We start from the raw sequence: 22,036 nt of genomic DNA, 5'->3' as shown, positions 1-22,036 counted from the left end.
GCGCTCTGGCTCGGGCCGCGGGTCAGGCGCCTCTCTTGTGGGAGCGGCCTTGGCCGCGACGCGGCCGTTGCGGTCCGCGGGCTTCGATCCAAGCCGCTGTCGGGGTCAGATGACCCCTCCCACAAAACCCCGCACCGGGCTCCGGTCGCGCCCCGTCTGAGCAATCCGCCTACGGCAATTTGCGCATCAGCACCGGCGGCTCCGGGGGCGGTGCGGGCGGACGGGCTATCGGCGGGTAGAGGGGAGGGTGGCGACGGATGATGCGCGGCGGCACGCCGTACAGGGGCTCCTCCAGCAGTACAGGATCGTCGCAATCCACACGTCTCTGTTCCAGGCAGCGTCGGCGCGCTTCCGCCATTGCCGCCTCCTGCCGCGCGGCGCTCTCTCGCGCGGCCGACGCACGTTCCCGCTGCAATGCCGATTCGACTTCGCGCTGTACCGCGTCGCGGTCTGCCACTCCACCTGCCGGGGCTGGCGGCGTCGCGGCACGGGCAGGGGGCGGTGAGCCGGTCACGGTGAGCGGATCGACCGTGCGTATCGGCGTCGATTTGCGCCCCTCGGGCGGCGCGTCGCCGTAATTCACCACGCCGCGTTCATCGACCCAGCGGTGCACGGTGTCGCCCGCGAACAGCGTCACGGGCAGCATGCAGAGAGCGGCGTAAAGGGCGACGGCTTTCATGTCGTAGACCTCCCGGTTGAATTGTTAAATCTATGGCAACGCACACGTCGGCAGGTTGCAAACACGCGGTGGGCGAGAACTGCTGCGCAGCAGGCCGTCGTACCCCGAATGCTAGAATCCACGCGGTTTTCCGCCATATGGTGTCCGATGCAGATCGTCATTCTGGCAGCCGGGCAAGGCAAGCGCATGCGCTCCGCCCTGCCCAAGGTGCTGCAACCCCTGTCTGACCGCCCGCTGCTCGGGCATGTGCTGCGCACCGCAGCGTCCCTGAACCCGTCGCATACCTGCGTGGTGTACGGCCACGGTGGCGACGCAGTGCGTGCAGCCTTCCCCGATGTCGCGGTCAACTGGGCGCTGCAGGCCGAACAGCTCGGCACCGGTCACGCCGTCCGCCAGGCGCTGCCGCATCTGTCGCGCGACGAGCCGGTACTCATCCTCTACGGCGACGTGCCGCTGCTGCGCGCCGACACGCTGGTCAAGCTGGCCGAAGCGGCCGGCAACGACAAGCTCGCCATCCTCACCGTCAGCTTCGACGACCCGACCGGCTATGGCCGCATCGTGCGCGACGGCGAAGGCCGCATCGTGCGTATCGTCGAGCAGAAGGATGCCTCCGAGGCCGAGCGCGCCATCCGCGAAGTGAACACCGGCATCATGGTCGTGCCCGGCGGCAAGCTCGCCGGCTGGCTCGACCAGCTGTCCAACGACAACGCCCAGCGCGAGTACTACCTGACCGACGTGGTCGCCGCTGCCGTGCGCGACGGCGTGCCAGTGGTGAGCACGCAGCCGGCACGCGTTTCGGAAACGCTGGGCGTGAACGACAAGGCGCAACTGGCCGAACTCGAACGCATCCACCAGCGCGAAAACGCCGAACGCCTGCTGGCCGAAGGCGTCACGCTGCGCGACCCGGCACGCATCGACGTGCGCGGCGAGCTGGTCTGTGGCCGCGACGTCGAGATCGACATCGGCTGCATCTTCGAAGGTCGCGTCGAACTGGGCGACGGCGTCAAGGTGGGCGCGCACTCGGTGTTGCGCAACGTCACCGTCGCCGCCGGCACCGTCATCGCGCCCTTCTGCCATTTCGACGACGCCGTGGTCGGCGCCGGCTGCCAGCTCGGCCCCTACGCGCGTCTGCGCCCCGGCGCGAACCTGGCGGAAGACGTGCACATCGGCAACTTCGTCGAAGTGAAGAACAGCGACATCGCCGCCCACAGCAAGGCCAACCACCTGGCCTACGTCGGCGACGCCACCGTGGGCAGCCGCGTGAACATCGGCGCCGGCACCATCTGCTGCAACTACGACGGCGCCAACAAATTCCGCACCATCATCGAAGACGACGTGTTCATCGGCTCCGACACCCAGCTGGTTGCGCCGGTCACCGTCGGCCGCGGCGCCACGCTGGGCGCCGGCACCACGCTGACGCAGGACGCACCGCCGGGCGAGCTCACCATCTCGCGCGTGCGCCAGACCACCATCACCGGCTGGACCCGGCCGGTGAAGAAAAAGAAATGACCGGGCAGTAACCGACACACAACGCATCGCAACGGCAAAGGATTTCCCATGTGTGGCATCGTCGCGGCCATCGCCGGCCAGAACATCGTTCCCGTACTGCTCGAAGGGCTGCGCAAGCTCGAATACCGCGGCTATGACTCGGCCGGCCTCGCCGTGCTCAATGGCGCCAACGGCACCGAACTGCGCCGCCTGCGCTCGGTGGGCCGCGTGGCGGAACTGGCCACCCAGGCCAGCGAACAGAATCTCGACGCGTCGATCGGCATCGCCCACACCCGCTGGGCCACGCACGGCGTGCCGTCGGAGCGCAACGCGCACCCGCACATCAGCGACGGTCTGGCCGTCGTGCACAACGGCATCATCGAAAACTTCGAGCCGCTGCGCGCCCGCCTGACGAGCCTCGGCTACACCTTCACGTCGGAAACCGACACCGAAGTGATCGCCCACCTGGTGCGCCACCATCTGAAGACCACGCCCGACCTGCTCGACGCCGTGCGCGCCACCTGCGGCGAACTGATCGGCGCCTACGCCATCGCCATCGTCACCGAAGGCGAAGACTCGCGCATCGTCGTCGCCCGTCACGGCTCGCCGCTGGTGCTGGGCCAGTCGGACAACGGCAACTACGCCGCCTCCGACACCTCGGCGCTGCTGCAGGTCACGCGCAACATGATCTACCTTGAAGACGGCGACATGGCCGAACTCACCCGCGACTCGATGCGCATCATGCGGCTCGACGGCACGCCGGTCGACCGCCCGGTGCAGGTGAGTCAGCTGTCGGCCGACGCGGTCGAGCTGGGCAGCTACCGCCACTACATGCAGAAAGAGATTTTCGAGCAGCCGGCCGCGCTGTCGAACACGCTCGAAATGCTGGCCCAGGCGCGCTCGATCACGCCCAACCTGTTCGGCGTCGAAGCCGACAACGTGTTCCGCTCGGTGCGCCGCGTGCTCGTGCTCGCCTGCGGCACCAGCTTCCACGCCGGCCTGGTCGCCCGCTACTGGCTGGAAGACATCGCCGGCATCGAATGCTCGGTCGAGATCGCCAGCGAATACCGCTACCGCAAGCCGGTGGCCGACCCGGATACCCTGGTCGTCACCATTTCGCAGTCCGGCGAAACCGCCGACACGCTGGCCGCGCTGAAGTACGCCAAGACGCTCGGCATGACCCGCACGCTGGCCATCTGCAACGTGCCGGAATCGGCCATCGTGCGCGAATCGAGCCTGCGTTTCATCACCCGCGCCGGCCCGGAAATCGGTGTTGCTTCGACCAAGGCCTACACCACCCAGCTCGCCGCGCTCGCGCTGCTCACGCTGGCCATGGCCAAGACCCGCGGCACGCTCAGCGTCGCGCAGGAAGAGAAATACCTCGGCGCACTGCGTCACCTGCCGGGCGCCGTCACCCGCGTTCTGGAGCTTGAGCCGCAGATCCAGGCTTGGGCCGAACGCTTCGCGATGAAGCACCACGCCCTTTTCCTCGGCCGCGGCCAGCACTACCCGATCGCGCTCGAAGGCGCGCTCAAGCTCAAGGAAATTTCCTACATCCACGCCGAAGCCTACCCGGCCGGCGAACTGAAGCACGGCCCGCTGGCACTGGTCGACCGCGACATGCCGGTCATCGCCATCGCCCCGAACGACGCGCTGATCGAAAAGCTCAAGAGCAACATCCAGGAAGTCCGCGCCCGCGGCGGCGAGCTCTACGTCATCGCCGACGCCGGCACCGAAATGGTCGAAGGCGAGGGCGTTCACATCCTGAACATGCCGGAGAACTACGGCCTGCTGTCACCGGTGCTGCACGTCGTGCCGCTGCAACTGCTGGCGTATCACGCGGCGCTGGTGAAGGGCACCGACGTGGACAAGCCGCGGAATCTGGCGAAGAGCGTGACGGTGGAGTGAGGCGCGCACCACGCGCGCTTGAATGTCGATCAACCCGGGCGGTTCAACGCCTCGGGGATGAACCCTTCCGCCGTCAGTGCGCGGATCACGCCACGCAGCAACACGCTGTTGCTGAAACCCACGGTGTACTGACGTGCGCCCTCGTGGATCGGTACGAGCATCCGGCGCTCCACAAGCTTGCGGATCTGGTAGGTGCGTTGGGCTTCCGTCATCCCGGGCATCGCCGCTTTCAGGTCGCCCGCCTTGGCGATCCCTCTGTGGGCCGTTGCCATAAGCACCCGCTCTTCCATCTGCGTCAATGATTCGCGCTCGCGCGCATGATGCAACGCTGGTGTCAGGATGCGGTCGATGAGATAGCCCTGATCGGTCAGCCGGGCCACCTTGTCCAGTTCGTCGCGCACGCCGGACAGCACGTAGATGCACCACGCCTCGCGTCCTTCCTGCGTGCCGGTGTCCGCCTGACTGAGCGTGGCGTAATAGCGGTCGCGGTCGTTGCAGAACACCGCGGTCGGATTCAGCACCCGCCCGCCTGCCCTGACGTCGAAGCCGTACTTGATCATCAAGGTATAGGTCAGCAGCCGTACCACACGCCCGTTGCCGTTGCCGAAGGGGTGTATCCACGCGAAGCGGTGGTGGGCGAGCGCGACCTTGATCAGATCGTACTTGGGCGGGTCAGGCTGATTGATGAACGCCACCAGCTCGCTCATGTACTGCGGCACCTGCAGCGCCTCGGGTGGAAGGTGGTCGGACTGCGAAATCCGCACCGACCCCTGGCGGTAGGCGCCGGGGGTGGCGTCGCCCTCCCGCTGCAGGTCGCGCACCGTCAGCGCATGCAGCTCGCGCACAAGATGTTCGGTGATGTCGTCGCCGGGAGCGAAATGCGCCTCGATGAAGGCCATCGCCTCTTCGATATTGGCCATTTCACGCAGCGTGTCACTCACGCTTGCCGCAACGTCTTCCAGCCGGCTCTCGACATAGTCGGCCAGCGTGGTGTGGTTGCCTTCGATACGGGCCGACCCCAGGCTTTCCAGCATGTGGAAGATCTGCTTGAGCTGGAAGAACACCGGTGCGGGCGTGCTGCCCTCCAGCCGGAGACGGCGCAGATGTTCGAGCTCGGTCACCACATCGACCAGGGGTGAGGCGAAGGTGGTGTTCAGCAGACTCAGATCATGATGGCGGAAGGCAGGCATGAGCGGCCCCTGTGCCGAAGTAAGGGCAAAGTCGTAGATTATCTGTAATCGACGATCTTGGTATCTTCAATAGGGCGAGAAAAATTCAGTCAGAACAAATGCCTGAAATATGGATCAAGGAAAAATATCTTGAAAATTTCGGCACTTTTTCTGCAATTTCTCCCATGCGTATCTTGAACACGTGTGCCTGACGTGGTGCTGCTTCAGAGTACGCGGATGGACCAACGCCTTTTACTCTCGCTAGCCCATGGATTTGCCTCACGGCCTCCGTCCTTACCATGGACGACGCGGCGAAGTTTGCCTGCTGACCAGCTTCCGGCGTCAAACCCGACTGTCGCGCAGGCACAGACTTTCCCCCGGCCAAGGCCGACGGCGAAGCAATCCACCTCAAGGTCTGGACGCCGGCGCAGCGCTGGAACACCATCAGCCTGTTCAGCGATGGAGCGAGCAATGCGCACAACGAAGCAAAGCGGCGTGGTCCCGTCCGGAGGCAAGGCTGGCGAAGCAAACGAGACGGTCCGCTCGGGCGAATGCGCGAGAGAAGGCGAAGTCATCCGTGATGGCCGGCGCGCTGTGGAGAACTGGCTCGTCCGGCAGATCGGGCCGGCTTATGACGCCTTGAGGGCAGATCCGTCGCGCGCCTTGACGGCCGATGCAGTGAGTGCAAGGCTGGCGGCCGAGTATGCGAAGGCTCGATGAGCGATCGTGTGGCGCGTCCTTCCAGAGACGCGGAGCGCGCACTCGCAGCAGATGACCAGACCCCCTTGTAGCGACATCGCACGTGCGTCGATAGGCTGCACAGAATTCCGTCACCTTCCCACCGGGAGCCAGTCATGGGTTTTTCAGCGCGCGACGTGGTGCCCTTCACCCAGGCACGCGCCAATCTCTCGGAACTGGCCGAGCAGGCCAGAGCCGACGCAGAAAGGATCATCACCAAGAACGGCGAAAGCCATGTCGCGCTGATCGACGCCGACCGGCTGGACGACTACCACCGGCTGGAACGCGAACGCATCCATCTGCTTCTGCTTGAAGACGCCCGTCGCGGTCTGGACGACATTGCAGCGTGCCGGACCCAGCCGGCCGATGCCGCAATCGCCGGTCTCCAGAAGCGTCGCGCGAAGACACGTGGCTGAAGACCTTCGCCGGGTTGAGCTGACCGACAGTTTCCTGGCGCGCCTCGAAGGCATCGAAGCCTTTCCGATCGAAGCTGATGCAGGCGCGGCCTTCGACTATCTTCTCGATCAGTTGCGCAGCACGGTCATCCCCAATCTGGCCCCCTTTCCTCGCATCGGTCGACGCTACCTCGACCACCCGCCCCAATCCGCAGAGGCTCTCAGCCAACTTGCCGCCATGCCCACAGGCGCTGCCGATTCCCTTCGCGGGTATCTGCACGGCGACTACCTGATGCTCTATACCGTGACCGATGACCTGGCGACGGTTTACCTGCTCACTATCCGCCATCATCGGCAGTTGTCGTTCGATTTCGCTGGGCTATGGCCTGCGGGAAATTGAGCATAGAGCTCTGGTACATTTGGGGGGGTAGCTCATGACGTTTGATGACACAAATACGGACGCGCTTAACCTGCGTGTCTCGCCCACCTTCAAATTCACTCTAAGGGCTGTCGCTGATGCAGAGCACCGAAGCATGATCAACAAGCTCGAAGTGCTCCCGGCGAACTATTACGGGCAGAGCACGGGCCTCCGTGTGGCCACCGCTACTCATGGGCACAAGGGGCGCAGAGCAACTGCCAGAGGCAAGCTCATCAAGTGAGCCAATGAATCGCTACAAGAACAACCATGCTTAGCCCCACTCAAGTGAAGCTAAATGATCTAGACCTGCTGGACCTCGGTTCAACAGCCCACCTCTTCAAGGCCAGCAAGTGCAGCGATGCCACCGAGCTTTTGGGCCATGACTACGCGCTTTGGCAAGGGAAGACGGAGGGCCTGATGCAAGTTCTCCCCCGAGAACCCTTGTTCGATCTGATCGTCTCCTCCCCTCCCTACAACATCGGCAAAGAGTACGAAACGCGGCAGGCACTAGACGACTATCTTCAATGGCAAGAGAAGATCATTGATGACCTGGTGCCCAGACTAAAGGATGGCGGGTCGCTTTGCTGGCAGGTGGGGACCTATGTAGATGAGAACCAAATATGGCCTCTGGATATTGAGTTTGCCCCCATTTTTAAGCGGCACGGCTTGCAACTCAGAAACCGCATCGTCTGGCACTTTGGACACGGACTACACGCCCAAAAGAGATTTTCCGGCCGCTATGAAGTAGTGCTGTGGTACACCAAAACAAAGAATAGCAAAGACAAATACACCTTTAACCTGGATACGGTGAGAGTGCCAGCCAAATATCCTGGCAAACGGCACTTTAAAGGACCCAATCAAGGCGAGCTTTCAGGAAATCCACTTGGGAAGAACCCAGAGGATGTTTGGAATATTCCCAACGTAAAAGGCAATCACGTTGAAAAAACAGAACACCCTTGTCAGTTTCCGGTAGGGCTCATTGAAAGATTGGTGCTCTCTCTTACCAATCCTGGGGATACTGTCTTCGATCCGTTTGCGGGTGTTGCGTCAGCTGGAGTTGCCGCTGCTTTGCATGGAAGACGGTTTCTTGGATGCGAGCTAAGTGCTGTCTACGCAAAGATTGGGCATAAGCGACTTCAAGACACGCTAAACGGGATTATTAAATATCGGCCACATGATAAGCCCGTTTTTGATCACACCCGAAGCAACTTGTCTCGCGCGCCAGAGGGCTATCGGTCACAGGGGGATGAGTGAAGTTTTATAAATATATTCACTGTGCCGGGGATAAGTCAGTTCCCAGGAGTCATCAGAAGGATGTTGAAGCCGCCATCACGGCTATCGACATCAAGCCGGCTGAGGGCTCAGCCACAAAAATCCGAGATCACTTTTTATCCAGCATCAAAGCGGCTGGATGGTCGGGAGAAATTCCTGTCTCCAAAGACTCGGATATGACGATCACGTCCAGCAAGGACAGTGTTGGGCTCTGCTTGCAGACGGGAAACGTAGCCCGAATCTACGCTGATATCATCAAGCTGCAAGTGCTGTACTTCGATAACGCGATCAGTTCTGCTGTTATCGTGGTGCCTTCCCAGGAGGTGGCTAAGGCTATCGGCAAAAACATTGCCCAGGCAAAACGACTCGAACGCGAGTTAGATATCTTTAAAAAGGCCTACCACGTTCCGACTCTCGTTTACGCATTGGAGTGATAATGCCCGATACACAGAACCCGCAAGCAGTTGCTACCTCGCGTTTTGGCTGGCCCAAGCCAAAAAGAACGGAAGAGTTTACAAAGCTTCTTGCCAAGCCCAGTGGAGCCACTGAGCGTGTCGTCTTTCAGGGCAAGACCATCGACATCCCGATCATTCGTGTACCGATTGATCTACCGAAATATCGGATGGTGAACGGCCGAACGGCCTCTCTTCAAGCCGAATATCTGGCGAAAAATATCAAGGCCCGTAGCGATCTTTTCTCAGGAGATCCGGAACTTTGGGATGCTCAGGAAGCACAGCACAACCTGTTGGTTCAGCTCACCAAGCAAGCTGATCTGGCTGGCTTTTTTGATGATCCGGCCAATCAGCAGGTCGATCCCATTCTTCTGGATGAAAACGGCTTTGTTGTTAACGGAAACCGTCGTCTTGCCTCCTGGCGAGATCTGTTGCATAAAGACCCGGGAAAATACACCCACTTTCAGCATATTGATATCGCAGTGTTGCCCCACTGCGAAGAAAAGGAAATTGATCGACTTGAAGCTAGGCTTCAAATCACCAAGGACATCCGAGCTGATTACAGCTGGGATGCCCAAGCTAATATGATGCTCGCCAAGCAAAAGCGGGATAACTTTTCCACTAAGGAGCTTGCTGAGCTTTACGACATGAAGGAGTCGGAGGTTCAGCTGCTCTTTGACATGAGAGCCTATGCGGAAGAGTTTTTAAAGTCCCGTGGAAAGCCCAATCACTGGTCTTTGGTGAGTGACTCCGAGTTTGCTTTTAAAAAGATTGTTGCTGCACGTGGGAAAATTTCTAGCGTCGGTAAGCAGCAAGTTTTTAAAGAGGCCGCCTTCATTCTGATTGATAAGCCCGAGGAAGCAGGTAGCCGTTTGTACGAGGCTATTCCTGCCGTCTTGGAGAGCATCGATGAGGTTCGAATCAAGCTCCTTGAAACCTTCAAGGTAGAGCCAGCAAAGGCAGTGCCCGGTGGCATCGATGATCTCTTCGGGGGGGGGCCTGCTGCTGCCGGTGAAGACCCTAGGGACTTGCCACTGGCTCAAGAGATACAGAAGCCTGAGAACGTTGACGCCGCGCGCAAGATCATCGTTGAGGTGATTGAGAGCCAGAAGCAACTGCAAAAAGACGCCAAGAGCGCTAACTACCTTCTGGACTGCTGTGCCAAGGCCCAGGCCGCCTTGGCTGCGGCGGTGAAGGAAGGGCTACGGCCGGAATCCAAGATCGAGGGCGTCGTCAAGCAGCTTGAGGCCATCCAAGTACAGTCGGAAAAAATCCGTGCTTTCGTAGAGCAGCATGCTAAGCATTGATTACCGAGAGAAGGATCGTCGAGCCCTCCTTGCGTGGGACGGCTCTGATGAGCTTTCCCCTTGGTTTGATGTCATCAAGCGGCTGATTTTGGACTCAACGGATGACGCCAAACAGGAAGCGGCCAACCTGCTAACCCTTCCCTGGTGGAACTTCATCGCGCTGCGAAATCGCTTCGGTGAAATTTGCAAGGGCTACGGCCTGGTGCCGGGTAGCACCCTGGCCGTCAGTGATAAAGCTACCGCCCTACTGAGGCAGTCAAGGAGGGCCACTGACGGCTATCAGCGTGCGATGCAGGCCCAAACGGTTGATGAGCAGGCTCTGCGGGCAAAGCTTCAATTGCTGGGCTTTGGTCGAACGCTCACAGAAAAGCAAGCTCGAAACGTGCGCCGTATTGCGGCCCTTCCTGCTGGAGCAACCTTCTCTGTGCCCGGCGCCGGTAAGACCACAGAGGCACTAGCCACCTTCTTCTACCGAGCGACCGAGGATGAGCGCTTGCTAGTCATCGCTCCCAAGAACGCCTTTGCTGCTTGGGATGAACAGATGGCGGACTGCATGCCCAATCTGCATGTCCAGTTCACTCGTCTGCGTGGAGGCAAAGAGAAGATCGCCAAGCTAATATCGGACGACCCCCGATGGATGTTGATCACCTATCAGCAACTAGCACGTGTGCCCGACCTAATTTCCGCACACTTGGCTCAGTTCAAAGCGCATGTGTTCCTGGATGAGAGCCACAGGATCAAGAGCGGTGTTGGAAAGCAAACGGCCCGCGCAGCATTGGGCCTGGCTCACTTGCCCGTCGGCAAGCTGATCATGTCCGGTACACCCATGCCTCAGTCCACTGAGGATCTGATTCCGCAGTTTGCTTTCCTCTATCCCGAGATTCCCGCTAATGCAGACACGGTAGTGGAGTTGATGAAGCCCATCTACGTGCGCACCAACAAGGCGGAGTTGGGGCTACCACCCATTGAGCGCGTGATGGTCCAGCTTCCTATGGCCCCTATGCAAAGTGAGCTCTACATGCTCATGAAGTTCGAGGTGGCCCGGGATGCAGCTAGTGCTCTAAACATTCGTAGCAAGCAGGCCTTCAGAAGCTTGGGCCGCTCCGTGGCCCGACTATTGCAGTTCGTATCAAACCCAGCTCTCCTCTCCTCCGAGATCGGATTTGCTCACCCAGATATCTTGGCTGCAGTGCTGGCAGAAGGCGATGGCCCAAAACTCAAATATGTTTTGAAGCGAGCGAGACAGCTTGCACGTGAAGGGCACAAGGTTCTGATCTGGTCATCGTTCGTTCGGAATGTGGAGTACATCGCACAGCGTCTTGCAGACCTTGGGGCCGTCTACATCCACGGGGGTGTAGATGCTGGGGAAGAGGACGACGATGAGACGCGTGAGGGGAAGATCAAGCTCTTTCACGATGATCCCAATGTGCGGGTGATGGTGGCAAACCCTGCTGCTGCCAGTGAGGGGGTTAGCCTGCACCGCGTGTGCCATCACGCCCTCTACCTGGATCGAACGTTCAACGCTGCTCACTACTTGCAGTCCGAAGATCGCATCCATCGCTTCGGCCTGCCGCCTGATCAGAAGACCACAATCGAAATTGTGGAATGCTTTGACTCGGTGGATGAGACCGTCCGGATGCGGCTTAACTTGAAGATCGGAGCGATGGCCGAGGCTCTCGAAGACTCTTCGTTGAAGCCCGACCCCATTGCTCTCGATCCCACTGACATCGAAGACTATGACGAGTACAGCACCGGCCTTTCCTCCGAAGACATTGAGGCACTGCTAAGGGACCTCAGCAAGGCGCAGTCATGATTGCGTTCTCCCCAGGACTTGCACAAGGGTGCTTTGATCTACTGAGCATCGTCAGTAGACAGAAACTCACCTTCACGGAAATCCATTCAGCCTTTGCCTACCTGGGTTGCATCCCAACTGCAAAGGTCCTAGAAACGGCCCAGGCTCTAAACTGGTTGCAAGCCGATCGCCTTGGCGGAGCAGAGCTCTCTCCCACAGGAAGCCGCCTCTTTGCGATCAATGGGTATGAGGCACAACTGCGGCAAGCACTCCTAGATTACATCGACATCGAGCGGCCCAGCTGGATTCAAAACGCAAGCTTTGGCCGCAGTCGTGTCCTGGGGTTTGCTGGAAGCCAGATTGCACAAGTCTTCTCTGAGGCAGGGCTTGCAGATGGCACAGATGATGCGGTAGTGGCCTTCTGGGATGCTCTTGCGGCAAGGGCCAGAGGACAGCGCGATGACAGGCTGGGCCAGATCGGGCGGATCGGGGAACGTTTGACTATTAACTTTGAGACGGCGCGAACCGGAAGGGCCCCCAAGTGGATTGCCATCGATAACAACGCTGATGGCTACGATGTTCTCTCCGTGGTTGGTGCCGCCGACCACAAGCAGCTCACCATCGAGGTGAAGACATCAACACAAGGAAATTTTGGTTTTGCGATGCTCACTCGAAACGAGTGGGAGATGGCGATGGAGTCCGATGCCCATGTGTTCCATCTGTGGAACCTGAAAGACCCGTCTACTCCAAAGCTGGCGATCGTGAGCAACCAAAACTTTCTGGATCACTTGCCTTACGATCAAGGCATGGGTCTGTGGGACTGCACCAAGATCCCTTTTGCGGCCTTCAAAGACCATTTTTCTAAAGATATTTTGAGCGTACCCCCAGAAGCTCGGTTGGCCATATCGGGTGACCGCCGGGTTTTCGGAGCTCCTCAAGATTATGAGACTGATTTCCGTGATAGGCCTGATGACGACCCCGTACGTTCCGCGACTCCCGATCAGTGATGCAACACTCGCATGAATGACGGCAGCTAGTCTTTTCCGGCCAGCCACCACCCTCCCCACCGCCGCCCGCGACCTCTACCGCGCCCTCTGGCTCCACGCCCAGGGCGCACGCGTGCAGATGCTCGGCGCCGCCGGGCTGCTGTCCGGCGCGCAGCTGCTGCGGCTCACCATGCCCTGGCTGGCGGCGCAGGCGATCAATGCCTTGCAGCAGGGCGACATGGCGACGGCGGGGCAGTGGATTCTTTATCTGGTGGGCATCTATCTGCTGTCCTGGTTGCTGCACGGGCCGGGGCGGGTGCTGGAGCGCAATGTCGGCGTGCGGGTGCGCGTGCGGCTGGCGGATGCGCTGTATGCGCGCATCGCAGCGGCGCCGCTGGCGTGGCGGGACGGGCGGCATTCGGGTGAGCTGCAGCACCGCGTGATGCAGGCGAGCCGGGCGCTGTCGGACTTCGCGCAGAACCAGTTCGACTATCTGCAGAGTGCGTTCAACTTCGTCGGGCCGTTGGTCGCACTGGCGCTGCTGTCGCGCACCAGTGGCGCGATCGCGGTGAGCGGCTATGTGGTGATCGCGCTCATCATCCTGCGCTTCGACCGCACGCTGATGCAGCTCGCGCGCGCAGAGAACGACGCCGACCGCCGTTATGCCGCAGCGCTGCTCGATTTCGTCGGCAACGCGGGCACGGTGATCGGGCTGCGGCTGCAGGCGGCGTCGCGCGTGCTGCTCGGCCGGCGCATGGAGGCGGTGATGGCGCCGCTGCGGCGCGCGGTGATGGTGAACGAGGGCAAGTGGTTCGCGGTGGATCTGCTCGGCATGGGGCTCACCTGGGTGCTGGTGGTGGTGTATGTCATGCAGGTGCGCACGCCGGGGCAGGCGGTGGCGCTGGGCACGGTGTTCATGATCTACCAGTACGCGCAGCAGGCGGCCGGCGTGGTGGCTTCGCTGGCGTCGAATTTTCAGGGCTTCGCGCGCATGCACACCGACTACTGCAGCGCGGAGCCGGTCTGGGCCGCGCCTGGCGAGCCGGATGCGGCAGTGCCCGCGGTGCAGGCGGACGCGCCGTGGCAGACCCTGACACTGCGCGGCGCGACCTTGCGCTATGGCGACGACGCGCGCGGCGGCGAGCGGGGTGGACTTCGGGGCGTGGATCTGGAATTGCGACGCGGCTCGCGTGTCGCGCTGATCGGCCCGAGCGGCGGCGGCAAGAGCACGCTGCTGCGCACGCTGGCCGGCCTCTATATGCCGCAGCAGGGCGAGCTGCTGCGCGACGGTGTGCCGGTGTCGTGGGCGGAGTTGCGCCGGCTGGCCACACTGATTCCGCAGGAAGCCGAGGTGTTCGAAGCCAGTGTCGAAGAGAACCTCACCTTCGGCCAGCCGGCCGACCCGGCCGCGCTGCAGTCGGCGATGCACGCCGGCGTATTCGACGAAGTGCTCGAGTGCCTGCCCGACGGTTTGCAGAGCACGCTCAGCGAGCGCGGCGGCAATCTGTCCGGCGGTCAGCGGCAGCGGCTGGCGCTGGCTCGCGGTGCGCTGGCGGCGCATGGCAGTTCGCTGCTGCTGCTCGACGAACCCACCAGCGCGCTCGACCCGCAGGCCGAAGGCCGGGTGTTCGACCGCATGGTGGCCGCGTTTCCGGAGGCCTGCATCGTTGCGTCGGTACACCGGCCCAGCCTGCTCGCGCGCTTCGACACCGTGGTGGTGGTCGAGGCCGGCCGCGTGGTCGACGCCGGCCCGCGCGACGAAGTGCTGGCGCGGCGGGCGCACTGAGCCGCAGCGCCCGGACATCATGCGCCGCACAGGCGGCTAGACTGTGGCGGTCCGTTCCGTCTAGTGCCGCAGTGATGCCCTTCCGCCCCTGTTCCGTACGATGGCTGTCCAGCGCGCTGCTGCTGGCGACGGCTGCCACGGCGGCCGCGCATCCGGGCGGCTTGAATGCGGAGGGCTGCCACAACAACCGCAAGACCGGGGACTACCACTGCCACCGCGGCGCGCCGGCGCGCACGTCATCGTCAGCGACGGAAGGGGCGGCCGCGGTGCCGGCCGGACGCGCCTTCCGCAACTGTGCCGAAGCGCGTGCCGCGGGCGCCGCGCCGGTGCGTGCGGGCGAGCCGGGTTACGGCCCGCACCTCGACCGCGACGGTGACGGCATCGGCTGCGAGCCTTACCGCGGGCGTTGAGTCGCCGCGCCGCCAGCGCCTCGCCGCCGCGCGGCGAAGCCTGTCAGCCCCAGTCCGGCGAGCAGCAGCGCCCAGCTTTCCGGCTCGGGCACCATGAGCACGGTCGGTCCGGACAGCCCCATCGCATAGACCGCGGCCAGCGCGTCGGCCGAGCCGGTGCGCGTCGACAGGTCGTAGCTGCTGACGAATTCTTCGCCGACGGCGCCGGACGATTTCAGGGTGATGTACTTCAGCGTTACGGTGCGGTATTCGAGGGCAGCCGACAGGGCCGGCGCGCTGCCGCTGCTGCCGGTCAGGTCGAGCGTGGTGACGAAGGCGTCGGTGAACACGATCTCGAAGAAGGTTGCGCGCTGGCCTTCGATGTCCGTCGTCGCGTGCAGCGTCACGGTGTCCAGCGCCTCACCGCGGCTGGCCCGCTCGAATAGTTTGGCCACGCTGGTGTCGAGCGCCTGCGTCCATTCGAAGTCGCGGAACACCGGGCGGCGGATGGTGATGTCGCTGGTCGGGCTGGTGCTGATCGTTTCGATGCCGAAGCCCCAGGTGAAGGTGTCGATCTCGTTCCAGTTCTCGTGCTTTTCGTCGGTGCTTGAGCCCTTGATGTCGTCCAGCTTCAGGAAGTAGTCGAAACCCGCCTGCGCCTGACCTGTGCACAGCGCAAGCGCGATGGAGGCGGCCATCAGTACGGGGCGGAACGGTGTCGGAACGCGCATGGAAATCTCCCTGTCGAGTGGGTGACGGCCATCGGGGCGGACGCCGGACGGCCTGCTTCGCGCAGCACGCAAAGTGCATCCATTAAAGCAGCCCGCATGCACAGCGGATAGCGCTCCGTGCGATCTCAGACGAAGCGCGCGAGCACCACGCCTGATACCGCGAGATGTGCCAGCGACACCAGCACCGACAGGCCGTGCAGCCACTTGAAGCGGGCCTTCCGTCCGTCGTCGGTGGCGGCGTTTCCGGATGCCTGCATCGTTGCGTCGGTGCACTGGCCCAGCCTGCCCGCGCGACGAGGTGCTGGCGCGGCGGGCGCACTGAGCCGCAGCGCCAGGACATCAGGCACCGCACAGGCGGCAAGACTGTGGCGGTCCATTCCTTCTCGTGGCGCAGTGATGCCTTGCCGCCCCTGTTCCGTCCGCTGGCTGTCCGCTGCGCGCAGGCGAGCCCGGTTACGGCCCGCACCTCGACCGCGACGGTGACGGCATCGGCTGCGAGCCATACCGCGGCCGTTGAGCGGCCTGCGGCGCGCTCACTTCAGCGGCAGGAACACCAGCTTGCCGGCCATCATGTCCGGCATCAGCAGGTAGCGACCGTCCGCCGACAGCGCGATGTCCGCCGACGATTTGTGGCCTTCGGCGATGAGCTGCGGCGCTGACCGCGGCGTGCTCAGGCGCCACACCTTGCCGCCCTTCCAGTCGCTCACGTAGAGCGCGCCGTCGCGATCGCGCGCCAGTCCGTCCGCGGCGCCGAAGCCGCTGTAGAGCAGCTTGAGCGCCGGCTTGCCGCCGGCCTTCTTCATCACCAGACGGTACAGCTTGCCGGTGCCGAAGTCGGCGACCAGCAGCGCGCCGGCGCCGTCGATGAGCAGCCCGTTCGGGCGCACGATGCCTGCATTCGCGCCGAGCACGGTGCGGATGCCGCCGTCCGGCGCGATGGCGTAGATGCCGGCGCCCTGGCCCTTGTCGTCGCCGCTGTCCGACACATAGACCACGCCGTCACCGCCGATCTCGACGTCGTTCAGGAACACCGGCTTGTGCGGGAAGTCGCCGGGCTTTGCCAGTTCGGTCACCGTGCCGTCGAGGCCCATGCGCAGGACACGATCCATGTCGGCGACGTAGAGGTGTTCGCTGGACAGGGCCATGCCCTTGGGATCGTTCAGCCCGCCGACCAGCGTTTCGGTGCGTCCGTCCGGATGCACGACGGTGACCTTGCCGTCACCCGCCTTGTTGAATTCGCCGATCTCGGTCACGAAGATGCGGCCGTCCGGGTGGGCGACCGCCGATTCCGGCATGGTGAGGCCGGTGATCTCCTTCAGCGCGGCGCCGGTGCGCTGCGCGGGCGCTTCCGCACTGTGCGGCTCGGCGGCGAGGGCGACTGCCGACGTCAGTGCCGCAAGCGCGGCGACCAGACATCGTGCTCTGAAGGTGCTGCCAGGGTGTGGGCCATGAAGTTCTCCGGTCGGGTGAGTCAATGCACGCATGCATTGAAGGGGATGGATGCCGGGCATTGCGGCCACGGGGCACGCCGTCTGCATGCAGGTCGACTGCGGATGGCCGTGACGGTTCGGTCGCGCGCTCCGGGCTTCGCGGCCGATGGTGGTGAGCGGCGCGGCGCATTCATGCTCGGCCGCCTGCAGCGCCCTGCCGTCGGACGCCTTCCGCGATGAACATAGCATGAGTTCCACGCACGGCCGCCATCAGGCCGACCTGATCGACGGGGTCGACGTTTCAGCGCTGCTCAGATGAAGCGCGCAAGCACGACGGCGGACAGCGCGATGTGCGCCAGCGTCACCAGCACCGACAGTCCGTGCAATGCCTTGAAGCGCGTGTGCCGGCCCTCATCGGTGGCCGCGTTGATGGCCGGCATCAGGTACTGCCGGGTCGGCACCGTGCTGAGGGCGATCAGCGCCAGCAGCAGCGCCGAGCCGCGGTTCTGCGACCACAGCAGTGCCGCGCCGGCGGCGGCGGTCGCGATCACGAACAGGTAGAAGTGCGGGAAGGCGCGGCGCAGGGTGAGCCGGACCATGTCGATCGGCAGGGCGGCGAACAGCACCGCGGCGAAGCCGAAGGCGTACAGCGTCATGCCGCCGAACAGCAGCGCCACCGTGAGCAGACTGACCGTTTCAAGCACGGCGGTGTGCCTCGTCCGCTTTCCCGGGCGACGCAGGACCCGGTGGCGTGGCAGCGGTGGGCGGCAGACATTCCGATGAGCAGGTCTGCGCTGCGGCCGGATCGAAACGGCGGGCGCGCGCCTGCAGCCACGGGCGGACCCGCAGGAAGCCGCGATAGGCCCATTCCAGCAGCGGCAGCATGCCCGGCAGCCGCGCCAGTCGGGCCAGCCAGCGCCAGCCGGGCAGACGGGCCCACATCGCCACGAAGGCGGCAGCGCCGTCCAGCCGCGAGCCGTCGGCGCGCTGCACGTGGAAGCGAGTGAGCAGGGCGGTCCGGTCGGCCCCGAAAGCGGCGCTGGCGGGTGCGTCGGTGCTGATGTCGACGAAGCACAGCGCGCTGTCCGGCCGCTGGTCTGCCAGTCCTTTCACGTGCGCGATCTCGCGCCGGCACAAGGGGCATCCGCCGTCGTAGAGCACGGTCAGCGTGTCCGGCTGTTCTGGCGCGTTCAAGGCGGTTCCTCCGGGTGATGGGGCGCGGAGGCGGCGAAGGTCGTCTGCCGCCGGCGCCACGCGTTACGCGGCATTGACGGGCGCGCGCCTGTCCGGGTTCCCGGCACCGGGTCGACCGCTGCGCCGCACACCGGTGCGCGGATCGGGCACCATCGCGGCTTCGCTTCCGCTTCGCATGCCATGACCGCTGCCGCTGACCGCTACCAGTCCAATCTGCGCGACGAACTCGACGGCGCCGCGCTGTACGCCGCGCTGGCCGAGGCCGAGCAAGATCCCGTGCGGCGCGACCTGTTCCGCCAGCTGGCGGAAGCCGAGGCGGCGCACGCGCAGCTGTGGCGCAGCAAGCTGGAGGCCGCCGGTGTCAGACCCGAAGCCTTCCGGCCCAGCTTTCGCACGCGCGTGCTGGCGGCGCTGGCAAAGCGCTTCGGTCCGTCCTTCGTGCTGCCTTCGGTGGCGACCGCCGAGTTCGCCGACCGTGACAAGTACGCCGGTCAGGCCGACGCCGCGACGCTGTCGGCGGAAGAGCGTTCGCACGCGGCGGTATTGGAGGCGGCCGCAGGCAAGTCGCGCGGCATGAGCGGCGCCGCCATCGCCAAGGGCGAGCGCTGGCATCGCGGCGGTTCTGGCAACGAGCTGCGGGCGTCGGTGCTGGGTGCCAATGACGGTCTGGTGTCCAACCTCTGCCTGGTGATGGGCGTGGCCGGCGCCGGTGCGCCAGCGCAGACCATCCTGCTGACCGGGCTGGCCGGGCTGATTGCCGGTGCGGTGTCGATGGCGCTGGGCGAGTGGCTGTCGGTCACCAATTCGCGCGAGTTCGCGCAGACGCAGATGGCGGCCGAAGCGGCCGAGCTGGAAGAGACGCCGGAGGCCGAGCGCAAGGAACTGGCGCTCATCTTCCAGGCCAAGGGGCTGGCGCGGGAGGATGCCCAGCGCGTGGCGACCGAACTGATGCGCGACAAGAAGGCCGCGCTGGACACGCTGATGCGCGAGGAACTGGGTATCGATCCGGCCGAGCTGGGCGGCAATCCGTGGAGCGCGGCCGGCTTCTCCTTCGTGCTGTTCGCAGTGGGTGCGCTGTTCCCGGTGCTGCCCTTCTTCTTCACCGGGGGCGCTGTCGGCATGGCCTGGAGCGGTGGCCTGTCGGCGGCCGCGCTGGCCGCGATCGGGCTGGCGACCTCACTGTTCAGCGGACGCGGGCCAGTGTTTTCGATGGTGCGTCAGGTACTGATCGGTGCCGTGGCGGCAGGGGTGACCTACGGCACCGGCGCGCTGATCGGGGTGTCGCTGGCCTGAAGCGGATGGCCGCTCGATTGACGGCCACCCCCGGCGCGCCCGATACTCCGCCCCCGGCGGCGCCTTATATATGCGCGTCGCTGCGCCTCTGCTCCGGCAGCAGGCGATCCGCGCCGGGCCGCCCGCGCATCCGCTCATCCCCACGTCCTGCCGCCGTTTGTCCCGCGGGAGAACCCGCTGGAGTTTCACCCGCATGATCACGCTCAGAAACGTCGTCCTTCGCCGCAGCGCCAAGGTGCTGCTCGATGGCGCCACCGCCACCATCAACCCCGGCGAGAAGGTCGGCCTGGTCGGCCGCAACGGCGCCGGCAAATCCACGCTGTTCGCGCTGCTCAACGGCACGCTGCACGAGGACGGCGGTGAGTTCAGCATGCCGACGCAGTGGCGCATGGCGCAGGTGGCGCAGGACATGCCGGAAACCGACCAGCCGGCCACCGATTTCGTGATCGAGGGCGACACCGCGCTGCTCGCCGCGCAGAAGGAAGTGCACGCTGCCGAAGCGACCGACGACGGCGAGCGCATGGCCTACGCCTACATGGCGTTGCACGACGCCGGCGCGCACGACGCGCAGTCGCGGGCGCAGGCGCTCATCCTCGGTCTGGGCTTCACCGCCGACCAGATGTGCAATCCGGTGAACAGCTTTTCCGGCGGCTGGCGCATGCGCCTGCAGCTGGCGCGCGCGCTGATGTGTCCGTCCGACCTGCTGCTGCTCGACGAACCGACCAACCACCTGGATCTGGACGCGCTGGTGTGGCTGGAATCGTGGCTCAAGCGCTACGAAGGCACGCTGGTGGTGATCAGCCACGACCGCGAATTCCTCGACGCCATCACCAACGTGACGCTGCACATCGACGCCGGCAAGCTCACGCGCTACGGCGGCAACTACAGCACCTTCGAGGACATGCGCGCGCAGCAGATGGAGCTGCAGCAGAACGCCTACGCGAAGCAGCAGGACAAGATCGCCCACCTGCAGAAATTCATCGCCCGCTTCAAGGCCAAGGCGAGCAAGGCCAAGCAGGCGCAGAGCCGGGTCAAGGCGCTCGACCGCATGGAAAAGCTGGCGCCCATGCTGGCCACGGCCGACTTCAACTTCGAGTTCAAGGAGCCGGCCAACCTGCCCAACCCCATGCTGGTGATGGAAGACGCCAGCTTCGGCTACCCGCCGCCGGCCGATGCGCCTGCCGGCACGCCGCCGACGGTGATCGTGCGCAATGTGAACAAGTCGGTCATGGCCGGCCAGCGCATCGGCATACTCGGCGCCAACGGCCAGGGCAAGTCGACCGCGGTCAAAACCATCGCCCGCGCGCTGGCGCCGATCGCCGGTCGCGTGACCGAAGGCAAGGGTCTGACCATCGGCTACTTCGCGCAGCAGGAACTGGACGTGCTGCGCCCGCAGGACAATCCGCTCGAACACATGACGCGCATGGCGCGCGAAGGCCTGCCGGCAGGGCAGAGCGGCCGCGAACAGGATCTGCGCAACTTCCTCGGCACCTTCAACTTCAGCGGCGACATGGTGAAGCAGGCGGTCGGCACCATGAGCGGCGGCGAGAAGGCGCGTCTGGTGCTGTGCATGCTGGTGTGGCAGCGCCCGAATCTGCTGCTGATGGATGAACCGACCAACCACCTCGACCTCGCCACGCGCGAGGCGCTGGCGGTGGCGCTGAACGAATTCGAAGGCACGGTGATGCTGGTGAGCCACGACCGCTCGCTGCTGCGCTCGGTGTGCGACGAATTCTGGCTGGTGTCGCGCGGCGGCATCGAGCCTTTCGACGGCGACCTCGACGACTACCAGCGCTACCTGCTGGACGAAGCCAAGCGCGCGCGCGAAGTGCTGAAGGATTCGATGAAGTCCGCTCCAGCCGAAGTCGCGCCGGTCGTGCAGGCAGCGCCCATTGCCGCGCCGGTGAAGAAGGTGCCGGTGAACCTCAAGGCGCTGAAGAACGAACTGGGCAAGCTCGAACAGCGCATCCTCGAACTGCAGACGAAGAAGCACGCACTGACCGCCAAGCTCGCCAGCGCGCTGCCGCCGAAGGAAATCGGCGAAGTCGGCGTCGAACTGCAGAAGGTGGACGAAGAACTCGAAGCGCAGGAAATGCGCTGGCTAGAGGTGTCGGAACAGATCGAAGCGGCGGGCTGATCCTGTCGGCTGCGGCGATGCGCTGAACCGCAGCCGGAGCCAGGGCCAAGGTTCTGTGGGAGGGGTCTTCTGACCCCGACAGCGGCGGCCTGAATCGAAGCCGGCGGACGGCAGCGGCCGCGTCGCGGCCAAGGCCGCTCCCACAGGGGCGGTGTGGCGGCCCCACGACCTGTGCGCGGGCGAGGGTTCTGTGGGAGGGGTCTTCTGACCCCGACAGCGGCCTGCATCGAAGCCTGCGGATTGCAGCGGCCGCATCGCGAGCACGCTGGCTCCCACAAGAGCCGGGCTCAGCCGACGGCCCGGGCGTGCTTCCCGTGGGAGATTCTATGTTCCGCCGCAAGCGTTTTCGTGTTGTTTCGGGACATAGTCTGCGGCGTTCTTCATCAGTGAGAAGGCAACGCGCGCGAGTTTTCGGGCCAGCGCAACAAGCGCCTGGGTGCGGCTGAATCCGCGCTGGAGCATGTGCTGGTAG

22 protein-coding genes and 1 pseudogene are annotated in these 22,036 nt (G+C 64.0%); 15 read left to right on the top strand and 8 right to left on the bottom strand.

The window, feature by feature from the left end; all coding sequences use genetic code 11:
- Nucleotides 1-169: 169 nt before the first annotated feature.
- Nucleotides 170-679 carry a DUF4124 domain-containing protein gene (locus tag AC51BJ_RS09575; RefSeq protein ID WP_430435331.1) on the bottom strand — a complete coding sequence of 170 codons (510 nt, stop codon included), beginning with the start codon at nucleotides 677-679 and terminating at the stop codon, nucleotides 170-172.
- A gap of 147 nt (nucleotides 680-826) precedes the next feature.
- Between AC51BJ_RS09575 and glmU the strand changes: the two genes are divergently transcribed.
- The gene (gene glmU, locus AC51BJ_RS09570; protein ID WP_496280076.1) at nucleotides 827-2,188 is read left to right on the top strand and encodes a bifunctional UDP-N-acetylglucosamine diphosphorylase/glucosamine-1-phosphate N-acetyltransferase GlmU; all 1,362 of its coding nucleotides are present in this window, start codon (nucleotides 827-829) and stop codon (nucleotides 2,186-2,188) included.
- A 48-nt stretch (nucleotides 2,189-2,236) separates the two neighbouring features.
- On the top strand, nucleotides 2,237-4,075 hold the full coding sequence (glmS, locus tag AC51BJ_RS09565) for a glutamine--fructose-6-phosphate transaminase (isomerizing) (protein ID WP_496280075.1): 1,839 nt from the start codon (nucleotides 2,237-2,239) through the stop codon (nucleotides 4,073-4,075).
- 29 nt (nucleotides 4,076-4,104) lie between these two features.
- On the opposite strand, the gene AC51BJ_RS09560 is transcribed toward glmS, so the two are convergent.
- Nucleotides 4,105-5,265 carry a Fic family protein gene (locus AC51BJ_RS09560; RefSeq protein ID WP_496280074.1) on the bottom strand — a complete coding sequence of 387 codons (1,161 nt, stop codon included), beginning with the start codon at nucleotides 5,263-5,265 and terminating at the stop codon, nucleotides 4,105-4,107.
- 450 nt (nucleotides 5,266-5,715) lie between these two features.
- On the opposite strand from AC51BJ_RS09560, the gene AC51BJ_RS09555 reads away from it, so the two are divergent.
- The 10 genes from AC51BJ_RS09555 (at nucleotide 5,716) to AC51BJ_RS09510 (ending at nucleotide 14,800) form a co-directional block, all read left to right on the top strand.
- Nucleotides 5,716-5,964, top strand: a complete 249-nt coding sequence (locus AC51BJ_RS09555) for a type II toxin-antitoxin system ParD family antitoxin (RefSeq protein ID WP_496280073.1) — start codon at nucleotides 5,716-5,718, stop codon at nucleotides 5,962-5,964.
- A 134-nt stretch (nucleotides 5,965-6,098) separates the two neighbouring features.
- A complete protein-coding gene (locus AC51BJ_RS09550) occupies nucleotides 6,099-6,398 on the top strand; it encodes a type II toxin-antitoxin system Phd/YefM family antitoxin (protein WP_496280072.1) in 300 nt (99 codons plus the stop codon).
- A complete protein-coding gene (locus tag AC51BJ_RS09545) occupies nucleotides 6,391-6,777 on the top strand; it encodes a type II toxin-antitoxin system RelE/ParE family toxin (protein ID WP_496280071.1) in 387 nt (128 codons plus the stop codon). Before AC51BJ_RS09550 ends, AC51BJ_RS09545 begins: the two co-directional genes overlap by 8 nt.
- Before the next feature lie 285 nt (nucleotides 6,778-7,062).
- Entirely contained in the window at nucleotides 7,063-8,049 is a 987-nt protein-coding gene (locus AC51BJ_RS09540; RefSeq protein WP_496280070.1) for a DNA-methyltransferase, read from the top strand.
- Nucleotides 8,046-8,501 (top strand): BglII/BstYI family type II restriction endonuclease, encoded by a 456-nt coding sequence (locus AC51BJ_RS09535; RefSeq protein WP_496280069.1) that lies wholly within the window; start codon nucleotides 8,046-8,048, stop codon nucleotides 8,499-8,501. The genes AC51BJ_RS09540 and AC51BJ_RS09535 overlap by 4 nt, the downstream gene beginning before the upstream one ends.
- A gap of 2 nt (nucleotides 8,502-8,503) precedes the next feature.
- A complete protein-coding gene (locus AC51BJ_RS09530; RefSeq protein WP_496280068.1) occupies nucleotides 8,504-9,826 on the top strand; it encodes a hypothetical protein in 1,323 nt (440 codons plus the stop codon).
- The gene (locus AC51BJ_RS09525; protein WP_496280067.1) at nucleotides 9,813-11,639 is read left to right on the top strand and encodes a DEAD/DEAH box helicase; all 1,827 of its coding nucleotides are present in this window, start codon (nucleotides 9,813-9,815) and stop codon (nucleotides 11,637-11,639) included. The genes AC51BJ_RS09530 and AC51BJ_RS09525 overlap by 14 nt, the downstream gene beginning before the upstream one ends.
- On the top strand, nucleotides 11,636-12,625 hold the full coding sequence (locus tag AC51BJ_RS09520) for a protein NO VEIN domain-containing protein (RefSeq protein ID WP_496280066.1): 990 nt from the start codon (nucleotides 11,636-11,638) through the stop codon (nucleotides 12,623-12,625). Before AC51BJ_RS09525 ends, AC51BJ_RS09520 begins: the two co-directional genes overlap by 4 nt.
- A 118-nt stretch (nucleotides 12,626-12,743) precedes the next feature.
- The gene (locus tag AC51BJ_RS09515) at nucleotides 12,744-14,390 is read left to right on the top strand and encodes an ATP-binding cassette domain-containing protein (protein ID WP_496280276.1); all 1,647 of its coding nucleotides are present in this window, start codon (nucleotides 12,744-12,746) and stop codon (nucleotides 14,388-14,390) included.
- 74 nt (nucleotides 14,391-14,464) lie between these two features.
- Complete coding sequence (locus AC51BJ_RS09510; protein WP_496280065.1) at nucleotides 14,465-14,800, top strand: excalibur calcium-binding domain-containing protein; 336 nt, start codon at nucleotides 14,465-14,467, stop codon at nucleotides 14,798-14,800.
- On the opposite strand, the gene AC51BJ_RS09505 is transcribed toward AC51BJ_RS09510, so the two are convergent.
- Nucleotides 14,785-15,510 (bottom strand): Hcp family type VI secretion system effector, encoded by a 726-nt coding sequence (locus tag AC51BJ_RS09505; protein ID WP_496280064.1) that lies wholly within the window; start codon nucleotides 15,508-15,510, stop codon nucleotides 14,785-14,787. The two genes, AC51BJ_RS09510 and AC51BJ_RS09505, sit on opposite strands and share 16 nt — an antisense overlap.
- A gap of 125 nt (nucleotides 15,511-15,635) precedes the next feature.
- A complete protein-coding gene (locus tag AC51BJ_RS09500) occupies nucleotides 15,636-15,887 on the bottom strand; it encodes a hypothetical protein (RefSeq protein WP_496280063.1) in 252 nt (83 codons plus the stop codon).
- 56 nt (nucleotides 15,888-15,943) lie between these two features.
- Here AC51BJ_RS09500 and AC51BJ_RS09495 point away from each other — a divergent pair, with 56 nt between their 5' ends.
- Nucleotides 15,944-16,027 (top strand): excalibur calcium-binding domain-containing protein, encoded by an 84-nt coding sequence (locus tag AC51BJ_RS09495; protein ID WP_496280275.1) that lies wholly within the window; start codon nucleotides 15,944-15,946, stop codon nucleotides 16,025-16,027.
- A gap of 16 nt (nucleotides 16,028-16,043) precedes the next feature.
- Here AC51BJ_RS09495 and AC51BJ_RS09490 read toward each other — a convergent pair whose 3' ends face one another.
- The 3 genes from AC51BJ_RS09490 to AC51BJ_RS09480 all read right to left on the bottom strand — a co-directional run bounded on the left by AC51BJ_RS09490 (nucleotide 16,044) and on the right by AC51BJ_RS09480 (nucleotide 18,134).
- Nucleotides 16,044-16,994, bottom strand: coding sequence for an SMP-30/gluconolactonase/LRE family protein (locus tag AC51BJ_RS09490; protein ID WP_496280062.1), 951 nt, complete (start codon nucleotides 16,992-16,994; stop codon nucleotides 16,044-16,046).
- A gap of 257 nt (nucleotides 16,995-17,251) precedes the next feature.
- Nucleotides 17,252-17,644: a DUF4149 domain-containing protein gene (locus AC51BJ_RS09485; RefSeq protein ID WP_496280061.1), complete on the bottom strand. Its 393-nt coding sequence runs from the start codon at nucleotides 17,642-17,644 to the stop codon at nucleotides 17,252-17,254.
- Complete coding sequence (locus tag AC51BJ_RS09480) at nucleotides 17,637-18,134, bottom strand: thiol-disulfide oxidoreductase DCC family protein (RefSeq protein ID WP_496280060.1); 498 nt, start codon at nucleotides 18,132-18,134, stop codon at nucleotides 17,637-17,639. Before AC51BJ_RS09480 ends, AC51BJ_RS09485 begins: the two co-directional genes overlap by 8 nt.
- Nucleotides 18,135-18,314: 180 nt before the next feature.
- Here AC51BJ_RS09480 and AC51BJ_RS09475 point away from each other — a divergent pair, with 180 nt between their 5' ends.
- Both AC51BJ_RS09475 and AC51BJ_RS09470 read left to right on the top strand, forming a co-directional pair.
- Nucleotides 18,315-19,427: a VIT1/CCC1 transporter family protein gene (locus AC51BJ_RS09475; protein ID WP_430435317.1), complete on the top strand. Its 1,113-nt coding sequence runs from the start codon at nucleotides 18,315-18,317 to the stop codon at nucleotides 19,425-19,427.
- A 193-nt stretch (nucleotides 19,428-19,620) separates the two neighbouring features.
- Nucleotides 19,621-21,564: an ABC-F family ATP-binding cassette domain-containing protein gene (locus AC51BJ_RS09470; RefSeq protein ID WP_496280059.1), complete on the top strand. Its 1,944-nt coding sequence runs from the start codon at nucleotides 19,621-19,623 to the stop codon at nucleotides 21,562-21,564.
- A 324-nt stretch (nucleotides 21,565-21,888) separates the two neighbouring features.
- On the opposite strand, the pseudogene AC51BJ_RS09465 reads toward AC51BJ_RS09470, so the two are convergent.
- Nucleotides 21,889-22,036: pseudogene (locus AC51BJ_RS09465) on the bottom strand (IS110 family RNA-guided transposase); the annotation flags it as partial.

This window comes from Methyloversatilis sp. S146-33 (assembly GCF_059552495.1).
Note: the sequence above shows the minus strand (reverse complement) of the source record. Positions and strands in the feature narration are given on the sequence as shown.